At 44.5% G+C, this 17,746-nt stretch carries 13 protein-coding genes; 11 read left to right on the top strand and 2 right to left on the bottom strand.

From position 1 onward, the window contains the following. The first annotated feature begins 25 nt into the window (after nt 1-25). Nucleotides 26-1,771, top strand: coding sequence for a phospho-sugar mutase (locus BC643_RS00160; protein ID WP_211337939.1), 1,746 nt, complete (start codon nt 26-28; stop codon nt 1,769-1,771). 123 nt (nt 1,772-1,894) lie between these two features. Here BC643_RS00160 and BC643_RS00165 read toward each other — a convergent pair whose 3' ends face one another. Next, on the bottom strand, nt 1,895-3,928 hold the full coding sequence (locus BC643_RS00165) for a M13 family metallopeptidase (protein ID WP_120274079.1): 2,034 nt from the start codon (nt 3,926-3,928) through the stop codon (nt 1,895-1,897). 220 nt (nt 3,929-4,148) lie between these two features. Between BC643_RS00165 and guaA the strand changes: the two genes are divergently transcribed. From guaA to BC643_RS00215, 10 genes are all read left to right on the top strand, one after another. Next, a complete protein-coding gene (gene guaA / locus BC643_RS00170; RefSeq protein WP_120271161.1) occupies nt 4,149-5,678 on the top strand; it encodes a glutamine-hydrolyzing GMP synthase in 1,530 nt (509 codons plus the stop codon). A gap of 182 nt (nt 5,679-5,860) precedes the next feature. Further along, nucleotides 5,861-6,181: a hypothetical protein gene (locus BC643_RS00175; RefSeq protein ID WP_120271162.1), complete on the top strand. Its 321-nt coding sequence runs from the start codon at nt 5,861-5,863 to the stop codon at nt 6,179-6,181. Next, nucleotides 6,159-6,812, top strand: a complete 654-nt coding sequence (locus BC643_RS00180; protein ID WP_120271163.1) for an ATP-binding cassette domain-containing protein — start codon at nt 6,159-6,161, stop codon at nt 6,810-6,812. Before BC643_RS00175 ends, BC643_RS00180 begins: the two co-directional genes overlap by 23 nt. A gap of 154 nt (nt 6,813-6,966) precedes the next feature. Then, entirely contained in the window at nt 6,967-9,774 is a 2,808-nt protein-coding gene (locus BC643_RS00185) for a sugar-binding domain-containing protein (RefSeq protein WP_120271164.1), read from the top strand. Between the two features lie 347 nt (nt 9,775-10,121). Next, a complete protein-coding gene (locus BC643_RS00190; protein WP_211337940.1) occupies nt 10,122-11,636 on the top strand; it encodes a S41 family peptidase in 1,515 nt (504 codons plus the stop codon). 3 nt (nt 11,637-11,639) lie between these two features. Continuing rightward, the gene (pnuC, locus tag BC643_RS00195; RefSeq protein ID WP_120271166.1) at nt 11,640-12,248 is read left to right on the top strand and encodes a nicotinamide riboside transporter PnuC; all 609 of its coding nucleotides are present in this window, start codon (nt 11,640-11,642) and stop codon (nt 12,246-12,248) included. Nucleotides 12,249-12,258: 10 nt separating this feature from the next. Further along, nucleotides 12,259-12,786, top strand: coding sequence for an AAA family ATPase (locus BC643_RS00200; protein ID WP_120271167.1), 528 nt, complete (start codon nt 12,259-12,261; stop codon nt 12,784-12,786). A gap of 110 nt (nt 12,787-12,896) precedes the next feature. Next, on the top strand, nt 12,897-13,835 hold the full coding sequence (gene cysK, locus BC643_RS00205) for a cysteine synthase A (protein WP_120274080.1): 939 nt from the start codon (nt 12,897-12,899) through the stop codon (nt 13,833-13,835). Beyond that, nucleotides 13,825-14,754: a serine O-acetyltransferase gene (locus BC643_RS00210; protein ID WP_120271168.1), complete on the top strand. Its 930-nt coding sequence runs from the start codon at nt 13,825-13,827 to the stop codon at nt 14,752-14,754. The genes cysK and BC643_RS00210 overlap by 11 nt, the downstream gene beginning before the upstream one ends. A 14-nt stretch (nt 14,755-14,768) precedes the next feature. Further along, nucleotides 14,769-15,902, top strand: a complete 1,134-nt coding sequence (locus BC643_RS00215) for a THUMP domain-containing class I SAM-dependent RNA methyltransferase (RefSeq protein WP_120271169.1) — start codon at nt 14,769-14,771, stop codon at nt 15,900-15,902. A gap of 296 nt (nt 15,903-16,198) precedes the next feature. On the opposite strand, the gene BC643_RS00220 is transcribed toward BC643_RS00215, so the two are convergent. Beyond that, a complete protein-coding gene (locus BC643_RS00220; RefSeq protein WP_120271170.1) occupies nt 16,199-17,737 on the bottom strand; it encodes a tetratricopeptide repeat protein in 1,539 nt (512 codons plus the stop codon). Between the last annotated feature and the right edge of the window lie 9 nt (nt 17,738-17,746).

Genomic DNA, 17,746 nt, shown 5'->3' on the forward strand with positions numbered 1-17,746 from the left:
CTAAGTATAAACAAATAAAGAAACTATGGCAGCAAACAGCGACGTTTTGGAAATGGTCATCAGTAAGGCTCAGACTTGGTTGAGCGATGTTTACGATGAAACTACAAGAAAAGAAGTTCAACGTATGTTGGATCAGGAAGATAAAACCGAACTGATCGACTCATTTTATAAGGATTTGGAATTTGGTACCGGAGGTTTGCGTGGTATCATGGGAGCCGGTTCAAACCGGATGAACATTTACACTGTTGGTGCAGCAACTCAAGGTTTGAGCAACTACCTGAAAAAAGAGTTTGCCGGACAAGAAATAAAAGTGGCTATTGGTCACGATTGCCGTAATAACAGTCGCTTGTTTGCGGAAAAAAGTGCTGACATCTTCTCATCAAATGGTATTAAAGTCTATCTGTTTGAGGATCTACGCCCAACACCGGAGCTTTCATTTGCGATCCGCGAATTGGGCTGCCAGAGCGGTATCATCCTGACTGCTTCGCACAACCCGAAAGAATACAACGGTTACAAGGCCTATTGGACTGACGGTTCTCAAATTGTTGGGCCACACGATAAAAACATCATCGGCGAGGTTCAGAATGTAAAAGCTGAAGACATCAAATTTGAGAAGAACGCAGACCTGATCGAAATCTTGGGTGAAGCGATGGATCAAAAATTCCTTGAAAAAGTGAAAACTGTTTCACTGGCTCCGGAGATTGTTGCCAAGCACAAAGACCTGAAAATCGTTTACACGCCGATTCACGGAACTGGTGTGAAGTTGATTCCTGCGGCTTTGAAAGCATTTGGTTTCGAAAACGTGATTCATGTGCCTGAGCAGGATGTGGTGAGCGGTGATTTTCCAACCGTGATCTCTCCAAACCCGGAAGAATCGGCTGCTATGGAACTGGCTATTAAAAAAGCTTACGAAGTGGACGCCGATGTGGTGATGGCTTCGGATCCGGATGCTGACCGTATTGGTGTGGTTGTTAAAAACGACAAAGGTGAATACATCATCATAAACGGTAACCAAACAGCCCTGCTGTTCATTTACTACATTATTACGTGTATGAAAGAGCGCAACGCGTTCAAAGGAAATGAGTTTGTGGTAAAAACCATCGTGAGTACCGAGAAGATTGCAGAAATCGCTGCGAAAAACGGCATTGAATATTACGACGTTTTCACTGGCTTCAAATATATCGCTGAAGTCATTCGCGAAAATGAAGGTGTGAAAAAATACATCGGTGGTGGTGAGGAAAGCTTTGGTTTCATGCCGGCAGACTTCGTTCGCGACAAAGACGCTGTTTCTTCCTGCGCCATGATGGCTGAAATTGCCGCCTGGGCAAAAGATCGCGGCAAGACCTTGTACGAATTGCTGCAGGATATTTACCTGGAATATGGTTTCTCGAAAGAGAAAATGAAATACATCGTGCGTCCCGGAAAAACAGGCGCCGACGAAATCAAACAAATGATGGTGAACTTCCGCAGTAACCCGCCAAAAGTGTTGGGAGGAAGCAAGCTGAAAATTGTGAAAGATTACGCTGATCTGAGCGAAAAGAACTTGCTGACTGGCGAGGTGACCAAGATCAACCAGAAAATTACTTCTGACGTGATGCAGTTTTTCACTGAAGATGGAACCAAAATTTCAGTTCGTCCGTCGGGAACAGAGCCGAAAATCAAATTCTATTTCGAAGTTGCCGGCGAGTTGACATCGCGCGCCGATTTCGATAAAGTTGACGCGGCTTGTGAAGAAAAAATCGAGTCTATTATGGCTGAATTGGATTTGTAAAAAGCGCTTTCAAATTCTAAAATGAAAGGCGACCCTCATGTGAGAGTCGCCTTTCTTATCGTTTAAATGTCAGGTTTAAAGTTCAATCTTGTAGCATGGAACTTGAAGCCTGAAGCTATTTTCTTACCAAATCACCACGCGTTCGTCTTCCGGCAAGTACATGTAGTCACCCGGTTTTACATCGAAAGCAGCGTAGAACTCCGGCATGTTGCGCAATGGGCCCAAAACTCGGTAGCGTCCCAGCGAGTGTACATCAACTTTAGTCAGACGAAGTTTCTCTTCGTCGCGAATGTTCTGTGCCCACAAGTGTGCATAAGCCAGGAAGAATCGTTGATCAGGAGTGAATCCGTCAATTTCCGCTTGCTCTTTGCCGTCCAATGCCATATGCAATGCGGTGTACGAAATATTCAAACCACCCAGGTCGGCAATGTTTTCACCCAGCGTCAGTTTACCGTCCGCTTTTACCGTGTCCAGAACTGTAAATTGACTGTATTCGTTAGCCAGCAAATCAGCTTTTACGGTAAAACGTTCAGCATCGTCTGCCTGCCACCAGTCGTTCAGGTTACCAACTTTGTCGTATTGGCGTCCCTGGTCGTCAAAGCCGTGCGACATCTCGTGACCGATAACAACACCGATTGCGCCGTAGTTAACAGCATCGTCAGCTTCCATGAAGAAGAAAGGAGGTTGCAGGATGGCAGCAGGGAATACAATCTCGTTTGCCGATGGATTGTAGTAGGCGTTCACTGTTTGTGGTGTCATACCCCATTCTGTTTTGTCAACCGGTTTGTTGATCTTGCTGATCATGTCCTCGAAATAGAATTTACTCGAACTCAGTACGTTTTGGAAATATGAATCGGGTGTGATTTCCAACGCAGTGTAATCTTTCCATTTATCCGGATAGCCAATTTTTACCGTGATAGCGTCTAGTTTCTCAACGGCTTTTTCTTTGGTGGTGTCGCTCATCCAGCTCAGGTTTTCAATGCGGCTGGCCAAAGCTTTGCGCAGGTTTTTCACCAACTTCAGCATACGCTCTTTGGCTTGTGGCGGGAAGTATTCTTTGACGTACAGTTCGCCCACAGCTTCACCCAACGCGTTGTTGGTCGATCCTTGCACGCGTTTCCAACGAGGGCGCTGAGCCGGAGTTCCACTCAGGGTTTTACCATAGAATTCAAAACTCATATCCGAAATTGTTTTCGGCAGAACACCGGCAAAATCCGAGATGGTGTGGTATTTCAGGTATTGTTTCCAATCCGCCAACGGCTTTTCTGTTAACATCGCAGCCATGTTCTTCATAAACTCGGGTTGAGCAACAATGAAATCGCCCGGATCGTTTGCCCCGATGGTTTTAAAGTAGGCAGTCCAATCGTATTGCGGAGCCAGATTGCTGAGCTGAGCCAGATCCATTTTGTTGTAAACTTTATACGGATCGCGTTGGTCCAGCATGCTCATGGAGAATTCGGCCATTTCATTTTCCATGGTGTAGATGGTTTCCGCATCTTTTTTCGCCGAAACAGAATCCTGTCCCAACTGCTCTAATAAACCAGCAATGTAGGCGCGGTATTTTTGTTGAATTTCCAACGTGTGCTCATCATCATTCAAATAATAATCGCGGTTGGGCATGCCCAGCCCCGCTTGGTATAGGTAGGCAACTTTCATCGCCGAGTTTTTCTGATCCGCATCGGCGTAGATTCCAAACAGCGGATTCAATCCCCACGATTGCCATTCAGCTAACAATTTTTGCATGTCTTCTTTCGAATGTAACGCATCAATTTGATCGATGAACGGTTTCAAAGGACTCAAGCCAGCTGCTTCAATCGAAGCCGTATCCATTCCCGCAGCATAATAATCAGCGATTTTTTTCTCGATGGTACCGTCGGCAAATGTTCCCGCTGCAATTCCTGCGAAAAGCTCCTTGATCTGTTTTTCAGACTCGTCGCCCAGCACATCGAAAGCACCGTAGCGGCTTTTTTCGTCGGGTAACGGATTGAGCTTTTTCCAGCCACCATTGGCGTATTGATCGAAATCTTGTCCTGGCGAAACAGTTGTATCCATGTTTGCCGGATCGATCGCTTTACTTACTTCTTTATCGGGTCCCTGGCCGCACGAAAAGAGTGCTGCAGCCAGTAAGCCGAAACCTAAACTTTTAATGTAATTCATACTTTTCAGGAAAAATGTTTTTAAAACTGGTCTGCGATCCCGCGAATTCATTACAATTTGTCTAAAGAAAATTTGTGTGTCGTTTAGGTTATTGAGGAATGACAGAAAGGACTTCGTTTGCAGAGCGATTATTTCTGGTCAATTTAGGCTGAACGATAATTTCTTGTGCGCTTCTGTTGACTATTTTTCTATCTTTGCGCTTTCAATAAAAATCAGATTCATGCAAGAGAAAATTCTTATTCTTGATTTTGGTTCCCAGTACACGCAATTGATCGGACGTCGTGTGCGCGAGCTGAATATCTATTGTGAAATTCATCCGTTTAACCATTTTCCTGCAATCGACGAAACAGTGAAAGGTGTCATCCTGAGTGGTAGTCCTTCGTCGGTTCGCGACGAAAATGCACCAATTCCGGATCTTTCAGCTATTAAAGGAAAAATGCCGTTGCTGGGCGTTTGCTACGGTGCGCAATATCTGGCGCATTTCTTTGGTGGCGAGGTACTGCCTTCCGATTCTCGCGAATACGGTCGCGCTCACCTGGGCTACATTGATCAGGAAAACGAATTGTTCAAGCATCTGACTTTAAATACGCAGGTTTGGATGTCGCATGGTGATACCATCGAGCGTCTGCCTGAAAATTACAAGGTGATTGCTTCGACTGGCGATGTAAAAAATGCCGCTTATAAAATTGGTGGCGAGGATACATGGGCGATTCAGTTTCACCCGGAAGTTTACCACACAACAGAAGGAACGCAATTGCTGAAGAACTTCGCTGTTGGCATTTGTGGTTGCAAGCAAGACTGGACTCCGGCTTCGTTTATTGAAACAACCGTTACTCAATTGAAAGAGAAGATTGGTAATGATAAAGTTGTTCTTGGTCTTTCAGGTGGTGTTGACTCAACTGTTGCAGGCGTATTGCTGAACAGAGCGATTGGCGATAAGCTGACTTGTATTTTTGTTGACAACGGTTTGTTGCGTAAAAACGAATTTGAAGCAGTTCTGGATTCATACAAAGGAATGGGCTTGAACGTGATTGGCGTGAATGCCAAAGATCGTTTTTACAAAGACCTGGCTGGTGTGACTGATCCGGAGCAAAAACGTAAGATTATTGGTCGCGACTTCATCGAAGTATTCGATGTGGAAGCACACAAAATACAGGATGTGAAATGGCTGGGACAAGGTACTATTTACCCCGACGTAATTGAGTCGGTTTCTGTAAACGGACCGTCAGCAACCATTAAATCGCACCACAATGTAGGTGGTTTGCCTGAGAAAATGAACCTGAAAGTGGTTGAGCCTTTGAACCTGTTGTTCAAAGACGAAGTTCGCCGCGTAGGTAAAGCTTTGGGCATTAAGGATGAATTGCTGGGCCGTCACCCTTTCCCGGGACCAGGCTTGGGTATTCGTATCCTGAGCGATGTTACAGCCGAAAAAGTGCGCATTCTGCAGGAAGCTGACTACATCTTCATCAACGGATTGAAAGAGTGGGGGCTTTACGACGATGTTTGGCAAGCCGGTGTGATGTTGTTGCCGGTACAGTCGGTTGGTGTAATGGGCGATGAGCGGACTTACGAAAACGTGGTTGCCTTGCGTGCCGTGATGTCTACTGATGGTATGACCGCTGACTGGGTGCACCTGCCTTACGAGTTTCTGGCAAAAATGTCGAACGAGATCATCAACAAAGTGCGTGGTATTAACCGCGTAGTTTACGATATCAGTTCGAAACCGCCAGCAACAATCGAATGGGAATAATTGTCGAATAACCGATATATGAAAAGGGAGCCGAAAGGTTCCCTTTTTTGTTTGTATTCGTTTGGTTTGAAGTTATTTGTGATGATCTGTTAAAATAGATCAATATTATTTAAATCGACGGTGGCATAGATTCTTCGGCTGTTGACTTTTCGTATCTTGAAATCCAAACTTAAGACTAGCCGATGACTAAAAAGCTCCGTTTGATATTCGGTTTTTATCGCTCCTTTGCCTTTCCGAGTTTGCTGATCACCATGGCCTGCGTTGCTATTATTTATGCAAACGGGCTGTCGGCGATAACAGCCTTGTTCTGGTTCAAGATTGCAACCTTGGGGGTGACGGTTTATTTTGTCAATATCTATAAACGTCACGAATTTTATTACTATAAAAACCTGGGACTACCTCGTTTACAATTGTGGATTCCAACCTTGATTTTCGACTTTTCATTGTTTTTGACATTAACGATTTTAACAGGAAAGTTTTATGGAGCATCGGTTGGAAGTTGATAGTATTGTTCTAGAATTCGGTAATAAAAGGGTTTTGCAGGATGTCTTCTTCCAATGCGAAACAGGCAAAGTTTGTGGCCTGTTGGGGCGAAACGGAGCTGGAAAGACTTGTTTGCTGAATATTATTTACGGCGAATTGCAGTTAGTGAATAAGTCGGTTCGTTTGGATGGAAAGGTTTTGTACGAACGTCATCGGAATCCAGGTGACTTCAGATACTTGCCGCAGTTCAGTTTTATCCCAAAGTCCGTCCGTCTGAAACGTCTGTTCCGAAATTTTGAACTGGATTTTGATCGTTTCACGAGCTTTTTTCCCGAGTTTCAAAAACACTTCAGAAGTAAATTGGGAAAGCTGTCGGGCGGGGAGCGCCGCATTGTTGAAGTTTACCTGTTGCTTGTGTCCAAAACAAAGTTTTGTTTACTCGATGAGCCATTTTCGCAGGTTATGCCCGTGCATGTTGAAACGTTGAAACAAATTATTAAAGACGAAAGTCAGTGTAAAGGGATTGTCATTACGGATCATCTTTATCAGCATGTGACTGAGATCTGCAATGAGTTGTATGTAATTGCAAATGGTAAAACTTACAAAACGCAAGAGGCTGAAGACTTGAAACGACTGGGTTATATTAGCTAATTGGGAGTTTGTTCTGATTGTGTACTTTCCCATATTTTCGGTTATTCATAATCCGTATGATTTAGCTGAAAATTGAAATTCTATTCTTTGCAAACTCGGCTTAATCGCTAGGATTTTGTATTTTCGACAAAATAAACCCAACAACCTCAATCTTATGAAACTGCGCGTATTTTCTTCCGCTTTAGTTTATTGCCTTTTTGCGCTTTTATTGGTCTCCTGCCAACAATCTTCAGTAAGTTATCGTCAGAAAATTGATTTACAAGGAGAGTGGCAATTTGCGTTGGATACCGCTCAACTCGGTATTGAACAACATTGGTATTCCATGGATTTGACAGATTCTCTGCAATTGCCCGGAACAACGGATTCCAATCACAAAGGCTTTCTGAACACCGATACCACAACGATGCATCTCAACCGGATTTATAAATATGAAGGGCCAGCCTGGTATCGCAAGAAAGTAGTTGTCACGGAAAATTTTGAAAATAAGCATGTTCAACTGGTTTTAGAGCGAACCAAATCGACCAAAGTTTGGATTGACAGCGTGTTGGTTGGTGGCTCGCATCTGCTACAGTCGCCGCAACAGTTTGATGTTTCGGACTATTTGGCGCCAGGCGAACATTTTATAACGGTGATGGTTAATAACGACCTGCCCTTGACTCCGTATGGAAACGTTCATATTTATTCCGACGATACACAAACCAACTGGAATGGTATCATCGGTCAAATATATCTCGAAGCTTCCGCAAGAACACATGTCAAAAATCTGCAGGTTTATCCGGATATTGATCAGCAAAAAATTGCAGTCAAACTGGAGATTGCTAATCCAATGCCCGAATCCAAACTGACCGTAGAACTGCAGGTGGAGAAAACGCTGGATGGGAAAGCCACTCGCCTGAAATCGCAAAAAATGAGCGTCGAATCGAAAAATGAAATCGAATTGGAATACCAGTTTGATGAGCCTTGTGATTTATGGGACGACTACCAGCAACCCATTTATCATTTAACAGCCGTGATATCAGCAGGCGATGCAGAGGAAGCGATGACTGTGCCTTTCGGGATGCGCAAGTTCGCAGCAAAAGGAACCCAATTTACCATTAATGGTCGCACCGTATTTTTGCGTGGAAAGCATGAAGCGGCTGTTTTCCCGTTAACCGGATTTACGCCGATGAACGTTGACGATTGGCGTCGGGTTTATCGCATCGCTAAAACTTACGGAATCAATCATTATCGTTTTCACACCTATTGTCCGCCAGAAGCAGCTTTCACAGCTGCAGACGAGGAAGGAATTTATCTGCAGGCGGAGTTGCCGTTTTGGGGAGGACTGGATGCGGATACCATTGCGGACATGCTCAAGGAAGAAGGTTTTGCCATGTTGAACGCTTATGCAAATCACCCTTCTTTTGTGATGTTTTCGCCCGGCAATGAAATTTGGAGTGGACATGATCGGGTTGAAAAGAATATCCTCGCTTTTAAAGAGTACGACAATCGCCCCTTGTACACGATGGGATCGAACGTAAATATTGGCTATCTGGCTCCGAAAGACTATAGCGACTTCTTTGTAGGAGCGCGGGTTCCGGAGCATGGCGATTCGATTTTAGGGCATGCTCGTTTGACTCATGCTTTTGCCGACGCGACCGATGGCGGAATTCTGAACACACAAACTCCGTCGACCGATGTCGATTTTGATTTTGCCGTTTCGCAGATACCGATTCCATTGATCAGTCACGAAATCGGGCAATACCAGATTTATCCGGATTACAGTGAAATTGATAAATATACCGGCGTTTTGCAGGCGCGTAATCTTGAAGTATTCCGCGATCGATTGGTGAAGGCGGGAATGGGTGAAATGGACAGTCAATTTCAGAAGGCCTCGGGAGCTTGGGCGGCGCTGTGCTACAAGGCAGAAATGGAAGCAGCTATCCGAACCAAAGGAATGGCTGGCTTTCAGTTGCTGGATTTGCAGGATTTTCCGGGGCAGGGAACTGCTCTTGTTGGGATTCTGGATGCTTTTATGGACAGCAAAGGAGTGATTACACCGGAAGCATGGAAGCAATCGTGCAATGATATTGTTTTGTTGGCTGAGTTCCCGAAATATTGCTGGACCAATCAGGAGACTTTTCAAGCCCAATTGGTCGTTGCTAACTATTCAAACAAAACCATCGATGGTAGTTTTGACTGGAAGTTGAGTCGTGCGGATGGTTCGGTGGTCGAACAGGGAAGTTTTGATGCGCTTCAAATTCCGGAAGGAGGACTTTCGTCTGTTGGCGAGCTTGACGTCAATTTAGCTGCGGTTGACAAAGCTTCCGAATTGAGTCTGGATATTTCGTTGCCGGGAACAGGCTATTCAAATACCTATCCAATTTGGATTTACCCGGCAGCTGGCAACCCGGAATTGCCATCAGATATTGTTGTTGCAGAAAAGCTCAGCGCTTCTGTTTTTGAAAAACTGCACAAGGGGGCAAAAGTGCTTTTGTTTCCCCAAACAGAAGATGTGAAAGACAACAGCGTGGCTGGACATTTTCCTCCTGAATTTTGGAATTATGGTATGTTTAAAGGAATCAGCGAATGGGTGAAAAAACCGGTTTCGCCGGGAACTTTAGGACTTTTGATGGATCCGAAACATCCGGTGTTCAATGATTTTCCAACCGATTTTCACACCAACTGGCAATGGTTTTCGATTATAAAGGCGAGTAATTCGCTTATCCTGGATAGTCTTCCCGAAAACTATTTGCCTATCGTTCAGGTTATCGATAATTTGGAGCGCGACCACAAGTTGGGGATGATTTTCGAATTCAAGGTCGGGAACGGTAGACTATTGGTTTGCATGTCTCAGTTGAACAAGTTGAGCGATAATCCTGAAGCCACGCAATTGTATCGCTCGATTATTCAATTCATGGAATCAGAAGATTTCAATCCAAAATTTTCAATATCCGACGATCAACTGAAAGCATTGTTTTATTAGTCTTTTCGGGCTTTTTGCGGAATTTTTTCTTTGTCTAGTGTTGATAGCCAGTGAAATGAAGGTGTTGTCAACTTAACTTTTTATGCCCTTCGTGTGTTTTTTGAGGAGTAGGGATATTTATTCTATCTTTAGCTTTCAAAGCAGAAATACATTTACAAACCATTTCTGGTGCACAATTTGAAGGCCCTGAAAATGGTTTTTTATTTGAACACTGGCCGAAGTGCCACACTTTCTTAGGAGGAAAACAGATGAATAGGAGTTGGAAATTAAGGTTGATTGGAATTGCAGTTTTTTTTGCATTTCTCATGGGGGCAGCCCCTGCTCAAGCACAAGATGTTCAGGAGAGCATGATTAAGTTTGGCCGGTTGCTCCGGTTAATCGATAGCTATTATGTAGACTCGACCAATGTGGACAAGTTAACGGACGAAGCAATCGTCGATTTGCTTTCGAAATTGGATCCGCACTCTGTTTATATTTCTAAAGAAGAAGTTGAAAAAATGAATGAGCCGCTCGTGGGAAGCTTCGAGGGAATCGGCATTTCATTCAATATTTTGCGCGATACTTTAATGGTGGTAACAACTATCCCCGGTGGACCATCTGAAAAAGTCGGGTTGATGCCCGGCGACCGCATTATGGTGGTCGACGGCAAGCCAATTGCTGGTGTCGGTCTTCAAAACAGCGATGTAATGGACATGCTACGCGGCGACAAGGGAACCCGTGTTGATCTGCAGGTTCAGCGTAACCGAGAGGTCAGCCTACTGGATTTCACGATTATTCGCGACAAAATTCCGCTTTACAGTTTGGACGCATCATACATGCTCAACGATCATACTGGTTACATCAAAATCAATCGCTTTGCAGCGACGACTACAGACGAGTTTGATACGGCAATTGCCGATTTGAAAAAGAATCCGGGCTTGGAAAACCTCGTTTTGGATCTTCGTGGAAATGGTGGTGGATACCTGAAAAAGGCGATTGAGTTAGCCGACCAGTTCCTGGGCCCCGATAAATTGGTGGTTTATACTGAAGGAAATAATGATCGTCGCAAAGATTACGAATCGAGCGCTGTGGGTGAATTTGAACACGGACGCTTGGTGGTGCTGATCGATGAAGGTTCTGCTTCAGCGAGTGAAATCGTTTCGGGCGCTATTCAGGATTGGGATCGCGGTCTGATTATCGGTCGTCGTTCGTTTGGAAAAGGACTGGTGCAACAACCATTCCCCTTAACCGACGGATCAGTTGTTCGATTGACTACAGCTCACTATTACACACCAAGCGGTCGCTGTATTCAAAAACCGTACGACAAAGGTGTGGAAGAATATCGAGAGGATTATCTGCACCGCTTCGAGAGTGGTGAATTGTTCTCAGCCGATAGTATTCATCTGGATAAAAGCCAGGTTTATTCAACCCTGGTAAATAAGCGTGAAGTTTATGGGGGCGGAGGTATTATGCCCGACGTTTTCGTTCCCCTGGATACAACTTCAAACTATGCTTTTTATAACCAGGTGATTCGTCGAAATATTCTGAATACAGCAATATTGACTTACCTGGACAGCAACAGGGAAACGATCAAGAATAAATACCCTGATTTTGCATCCTATGACAATAAATTCTCGATTGGCGATGAGTTCGTTGAAAATGTGATCGCTCAGGCTGCAGAAGAGAAAGTTGACAGCGATAAGGAAAGCATTGATTTTGCTCGACCGCTGATTAAAAAACTGGGAAAAGCTCTGATTGCACGTGATGTTTTCGGTACAAATTACTACTTCCAGGTCATCAACAAGGACGAAGAAATCATCAAGAAGGCTGTGGAGGTTCTTGAAAACAACTCGAACTACGAAAAAATTCTGGCTGAAAAATAAGAAATGAGCGAAACGATAACGAGTTGGCTGGTTGCCAACTGGGTGGAGGTAACAGGAACCATTCTTGGATTTGTCTACATTTTCCTGTCTATCAAACAAAATATTTTAACATGGCCGGTGGGATTACTCTCATCGGCTTTGTATGTGTATGTATTTTTCGTTGCCAAGTTTTACGCCGACATGGCGCTGCAGGTCTACTACGTTGTGGTCAGCCTCTACGGTTGGTATTTTTGGTTGAAAGGCAACCCGAAAGAAGATTCACAATTGGAAGTTAGCCAAACGCCGCAGAAGCTTTGGTTGTGGCTTGTTGGTGCGAGCGTGTTGTTTTTTGTACTGATTGAATTTGTACTGCAACATTATACGGATTCGCCGGTGCCAATGGGCGATGCGCTGACCACGGCATTGAGCCTGGTTGCCACCTGGATGCTCGCCCGAAAATACTTGGAACACTGGCTAATCTGGGTTTTTGTCGATTTCTTCTCGGCTGTATTGTATGCGATAAAAGGACTGTGGCCGACTTTCGTTTTATTCATGGTGTACACCGTTATGGCTTTTGTGGGCTACTTGAAATGGCGAAACGAGTTGAAAACACTCGAGTACGAATCAGTTTAACGCGAGAGTGATGAAGAAACTGATCGTCCTGACCGGACCGGAGTCAACCGCCAAGAGTACACTATCGAAAGATTTGGCAGAGCATTTCGTCGGAAAATATTACCCAGAATTCGCACGTACGTACCTGCAAGATAAAAGCGCTGATTACCATTACCAGTTTGAAGATGTTGAAGCGATTGCAAAGGGGCAATTGTCGCAATACCAGGAAGCTGTTGCCGGTGATTCAGCCTATGCGTTTTTCGACACCTGGTTAATCGTTACCAAAGTTTGGTTCGACTGGGTTTACAACAGACGTCCGGAATGGCTCGAACAATCCATTGCGGACTATCCGATTGGTTTGTACCTGTTGTGTAAACCCGATATTCCCTGGGAGCCCGATCCACTGCGGGAAAACGGCGGCGAAGTTCGCGAGAAACTCTACGAAATCTACAAGACAGAGTTGATACAACGCAATCTTCCTTTCGTTGAAATTGGTGGCGAAGGGGAGGAGCGATTGCAAAACGCGATCGCTGCAATAAATGGATTCAACTTTCGGTGATTGCCCCCGATTATATTTGCTTATCAAACGGAAAAAGGTGACTTTTGTTAGGTTCAGCAGTGCGGCTTTCGAGGCCGGCTGCTGCAAATTCGATACTAAAATTCAATGTTATGAAAATTGCATCTGATGTATTACAGCTCATTGGCAAAACCCCTCTGGTCAAACTGAATAAGCTGTCGAAAGATTGTTGTGCGCATGTTTATTTGAAGTTGGAATCTCAAAATCCAGGTGGTTCGGTGAAGGATCGGCTTTCATTGGCGATGATAAATGCTGCGGAAAGCCAGAATATCATCAATTCGGAAACGGTTATTATTGAACCGACAAGTGGAAATACAGGAATTGGTTTGGCGATGGTTTGTGCGGTACGCGGTTATCAACTGAAAATTGTCATGCCGGAAAGTGTCTCAGTTGAAAGGCGGATGTTGCTGAATGCTTACGGCGCGGAGTTGGTGCTGACTTCACCCAAAGGCGGCATGAAGGAAGCAATTGCCAAAGCGGAAGAATTGGCTGCTGAGATCGATAATTCATTCATACCGATGCAATTTGAAAACCCGGCAAATGTGGAAATGCACCGGAAGACTACGGCGCAGGAAATCTGGAACGACACCGAAGGCAAAGTTGACCTCTTTGTGGCGGGTGCTGGAACAGGCGGTACAATTACCGGCGTTTCTGAAGCGCTGAAAGAGTTGAAGCCATCGGTTTACACGGTTGTTGTGGAACCAACCAACTCTTCGGTTTTGGCAGGAAATCCTCCGGGGGCGCATAAGATCCAGGGAATTGGGCCTGGATTTATCCCCGGCGTTTTAAATACGAAATCATACAACGAAGTATTCCCGGTTGCCGACGATGTTGCCTTTGAAACAGCCCGGTCTCTCGCAAAAGAAGAAGGCGTATTGTGTGGTATTTCTTCGGGCGCAAATGTTTATGCGGCGCTGCAAATAGCAAAGCGCGAGGAAAACAGAGACAAGCACTTGGTTGTTATTGTTTGCGATACAGGAGAGAGATATTTAAGTACAACCCTTTTTAACGACGATAAAAATGCATTCTGATAGTTCAATTTTATCCAAAATAAATAATACGGTTGAGTTGCTGGCCGATTCAACATCGTATAATTCGGTTTGCCGCGAGCATCGGTTGGGAGAGCCGGTGCCTTCATCCGAAAAGTTAGGGACAATAGTCAACATGATCCGGGAGATTCTTTTTCCGGGTTTCTTCGGGAACACCAGTTTGAGGCCCAATACAGTTCGCCATTACATGGGTGTGTATCTCGATGAGTTGTTCACCCTTTTGTCTGAACAGATTTTGGCCGGATTGTGCTTCGAATGTGAAGACCGGAAAAGCATTGACTTTAAAGAACAAGAGAAATATGCTCAGAGTCTGGCGGCCGACTTCATCGCTTTTTTACCTGAAATCCGACGGATTTTGGTTACTGATGTTGAAATCGCTTTTGTTGGCGATCCGGCAGCAAAAAGTCGGGGAGAGGTGATTTACTGCTACCCGGCTGTTCGGGCTATTTCGAACTACCGCATTGCACATCGTTTGATGCAATTGGGAGTGCCGCTCATTCCCAGAATTATCTCGGAAATGGCTCACTCCGAAACAGGCATCGACATTCACCCGAAAGCGGAAATTGGCGAATCATTCACAATTGACCACGGAACAGGTGTGGTAATTGGTTCGACCTGTATTATCGGTAATAATGTGAAACTCTATCAGGGGGTTACGTTGGGTGCCAAAAGTTTTCCGCTGGACGAGCAAGGCAACCCGATAAAAGGTGTTCCGCGTCACCCGATTGTGGAAGATAACGTGATCATTTACGCACAGGCGACTATTTTAGGTCGGATTCGGATTGGTCACGACTCTGTTATTGGTGGTAACGTATGGGTTACAAATAATGTGGCACCGAACTCGAAAGTGCTTCAATTTAAAGCGCGCGAAAGCTCCTTTAAGGATGGAGCGGGCATCTAAAAAATCAAAAAAGAATGATTGAAACATACCAATTGGTCGCGACGACCTATGCCGGTCTGGAAGACGTATTGGCACAGGAACTGATGGCCATGCAGGCCGACGATGTCCAGGTGGCTCGTCGTGCCGTTTATTTTTCCGGTGATCTGGAGATGGTTTACCGGGCTAATTATACCTTGCGTACAGCACTGAAAGTTTTGGTGAATGTGCGAACGTTTAAGATTCTCCAGGTTGATGATTTGTATCACCAGGCTTTGAAAATCAAGTGGGAAGATTATTTCGATTCCGATAAAACATTTGCAGTTCAAAGTGTGGTATTTAGTGATTTATTTCAGAACTCCATGTTTGCATCCTTGCGCTTGAAAGATGCTATTGTGGATCGATTCCGGAAAGTCGGTGGGAGACGCCCCTCTGTTGATACAAAAATTCCGCAGGTGATCGTGAATTTGCATATTGCCAATAATGCCTGTACCATTTCGCTGGATAGTAGCGGTGAATCACTTCACAAGCGAGGATATCGCCTGGGACGACACGAAGCTCCGATAAGCGAAGTGTTGGCTGCCGGTATGCTGAAGCTTTCCGGATGGGACGGTGTTCAACCTCTGGTTGATCCGATGTGCGGTTCGGGAACGATCGTAATCGAAGCGGCAATGATGGCTAAAAATGTGTTGCCAGGTGAAGTTGGACGAAGCTATGCTTTCGAGAACTGGAAAGATTTCGACAAAAAAGCGTTCGATCAAATCAAGAGTGCAACTGATCATCAGGATGTGGATGTGAAAATTTACGGATCAGATATCGATCGTCGCAATATTGATAATGCCTTTAAGCATGCCGAAAAAGCGCAGGTCGACGATATTCTGCGATTGAAGGTTTCCGATTTTAAGGAACTCGATAAGAAGTCTGATTCTGATTTTTTGATTTTCAATCCGCCGTATGGTGAGCGATTACAGGCGGGAGACCAGGATTTTTACAGCATGATTGGTGAAAAGTTGAAGCATGGCTTCCAGGGTGCAACAGCCTGGATTATTTCGACCAACGAGTGTTTGAAATGGATTGGCTTGAAACCGGCTCAAAAGATTCCGCTTTTTAACGGGAGCCTTTCGTGTAGTTTCCGCAAGTACGAGTTGTACCAGGGATCGAAAAAGAATTAGAGTGATTATTTAATTTGGACTCAATACCAAATAAGAAAGCCCGGATAGCTCCGGGCTTTTCTTTTAACCATTATATTGAAAACTGTATTTGCAAAAGGAAAGGTATTCAGAATTACTTTTCGAACGGATTTGGATAATTAGGAATTTCATCATGAATACCGAAAAGATTCTTTGCGTAACCAACGATGGATAATTTGAACTAAGGAACTTTTGAACTAAGGATTTGTCAGTATTAACGCACGATCTTTATTTGCTAACTTATCTTTTAAAATATCTTTTGTCTGTTTTAGTTTTTGTTATTCCATTTCAGCCATTTTCCGAAGTATTGCCGATGCTTTTTCGCTGTAGTAGCCATTGTTTTCGGCAATGCGCTGGAATTGTTTGAAAGCTTTTCTTCGGTTATCGTTTTGCAGGTAGCAAAGTGCAGCGTACCATTGTGCTTGTTCGATAAACAGGTTGTTTCTTTCTTTGATTACCTGGTTGTAGGATCTGATCGCGTTGTCGAACTGTCCGAGTTCCTGGTAAGCCATCCCCTGGTAGAAGTTACCCACCGGGTTGGAGGCGTCTGTTTTCAGGATTTCTTCGAACAAGCCTACTGCTTCGGCATATTCAGCCTGGTTATATTTATGGAGTGCGATGCTGATTTGGCTGTCCAGGTCACTGTTGTTTGAACGGAAGATACCGGTTGCTTCATAAGGTCTGAAAAACTGGCTGTAAAGCTCTCGTTCGTTGGTGACTTTGTTTCGGCTCAACAGGCTGGTAATACTGATCAGCAGGATGAGCGAGGCAGCAATTGTAGCCACAGCAATGCGTGAATTCGGGATTCGTGCGATGAATGATCTTTCTTTGCGTTTTTCCTTGATGATATCTTTGCTGATGCGGTCAAGTTTATCACGCAGATGCATTACATCTTTTTCCAGCAGGGCAGTGTCAATTTCGCGGTGCAGATCAAGTTCTGCAACTAAATCAGGATTGTTTGATAGTTCTGATTCAAAGGAAGCCAATTCGTCTTCGGAAAGCTCCATATTCAGGAACTGGTCAATTTCCTCGATTTTACGGGATGTGGAAGACTCGGTTTGCTGGATGGATGCCAGGGTTGCCCGCAGGTCCATAATGTCGGTTTCAGCTGTTGCCAGGTCAATTTCCCGGTGCAAGTCAACATCTTTGAATAAACCTTCATTGATGGCCAGTTCACTTTCAAAATCTTTCAGTGAATCAGGGTCTAAATCCTGGTAGATGTACTGGTCAATCTCTTTAGAACTGAACTCGTGAGCCGGCATGTTTGCAGAGATCTGCTGCAGGTTTGCTCTCAGGTCGGCGATATCTTTCTCTGCCATTGCTTGCTGTACTTCAGCAAAGATAGCTTCGTCGAAAGGTGTAAGTTCAAATTCTTCGTCGTTTGATTGACTTTCCTGGAATTGTTCTTTGTAGTACTGGTGAATGTTTTCTTTTTCAGCGACACGATGTTGTGCCAGGTGCAGTTTTGGTAAACTTTGCCCGAAGTTAATAATATCGCTGATGTCGACCGGTGACTTAAATTCTTTGAAAGATGACATGTCTTCAGATAATTCGAAGCTGTAGTTTTGCCCTTCAGCAACAACGAAGTCTTCCAATTCTTCTTCAGATTCCTGTTTTGCAATTGCTTGCAGGCTGCTGCGTAAATCCATGATGTCAGTTTCCTGGATGGCTGCTTCAATGTCCAGGTGAAGTTCCATTTCTTCCTCCACGTCAGGATTGATGGCCATTTCTGCATTGAAATCTCTTAGCTCGTCGCCGGTCAACTCCTGGCTAAGATATCGGTCAATGTATTCGGTTATGTTTGATTTACGTATCATCTTTCTTTA

Origin of the sequence: Mangrovibacterium diazotrophicum (assembly GCF_003610535.1) — a bacterium.
GTDB classification, from domain to species: Bacteria; Bacteroidota; Bacteroidia; order Bacteroidales; family Prolixibacteraceae; genus Mangrovibacterium; species Mangrovibacterium diazotrophicum.

What these genes read in the sequence shown, in the direction of transcription:
- pnuC (WP_120271166.1), top strand. Translation starts at nt 11,640, where the DNA reads ATGAGCGAAACGATAACGAGTTGGCTGGTTGCCAACTGGGTGGAGGTA.
- BC643_RS00220 (WP_120271170.1), bottom strand. Translation starts at nt 17,737, where the DNA reads ATGATACGTAAATCAAACATAACCGAATACATTGACCGATATCTTAGC.
- BC643_RS00180 (WP_120271163.1), top strand. Translation starts at nt 6,159, where the DNA reads ATGGAGCATCGGTTGGAAGTTGATAGTATTGTTCTAGAATTCGGTAAT.
- BC643_RS00185 (WP_120271164.1), top strand. Translation starts at nt 6,967, where the DNA reads ATGAAACTGCGCGTATTTTCTTCCGCTTTAGTTTATTGCCTTTTTGCG.
- BC643_RS00200 (WP_120271167.1), top strand. Translation starts at nt 12,259, where the DNA reads ATGAAGAAACTGATCGTCCTGACCGGACCGGAGTCAACCGCCAAGAGT.
- BC643_RS00215 (WP_120271169.1), top strand. Translation starts at nt 14,769, where the DNA reads ATGATTGAAACATACCAATTGGTCGCGACGACCTATGCCGGTCTGGAA.
- cysK (WP_120274080.1), top strand. Translation starts at nt 12,897, where the DNA reads ATGAAAATTGCATCTGATGTATTACAGCTCATTGGCAAAACCCCTCTG.
- BC643_RS00160 (WP_211337939.1), top strand. Translation starts at nt 26, where the DNA reads ATGGCAGCAAACAGCGACGTTTTGGAAATGGTCATCAGTAAGGCTCAG.
- BC643_RS00175 (WP_120271162.1), top strand. Translation starts at nt 5,861, where the DNA reads ATGACTAAAAAGCTCCGTTTGATATTCGGTTTTTATCGCTCCTTTGCC.
- BC643_RS00165 (WP_120274079.1), bottom strand. Translation starts at nt 3,928, where the DNA reads ATGAATTACATTAAAAGTTTAGGTTTCGGCTTACTGGCTGCAGCACTC.
- guaA (WP_120271161.1), top strand. Translation starts at nt 4,149, where the DNA reads ATGCAAGAGAAAATTCTTATTCTTGATTTTGGTTCCCAGTACACGCAA.
- BC643_RS00190 (WP_211337940.1), top strand. Translation starts at nt 10,122, where the DNA reads ATGATTAAGTTTGGCCGGTTGCTCCGGTTAATCGATAGCTATTATGTA.
- BC643_RS00210 (WP_120271168.1), top strand. Translation starts at nt 13,825, where the DNA reads ATGCATTCTGATAGTTCAATTTTATCCAAAATAAATAATACGGTTGAG.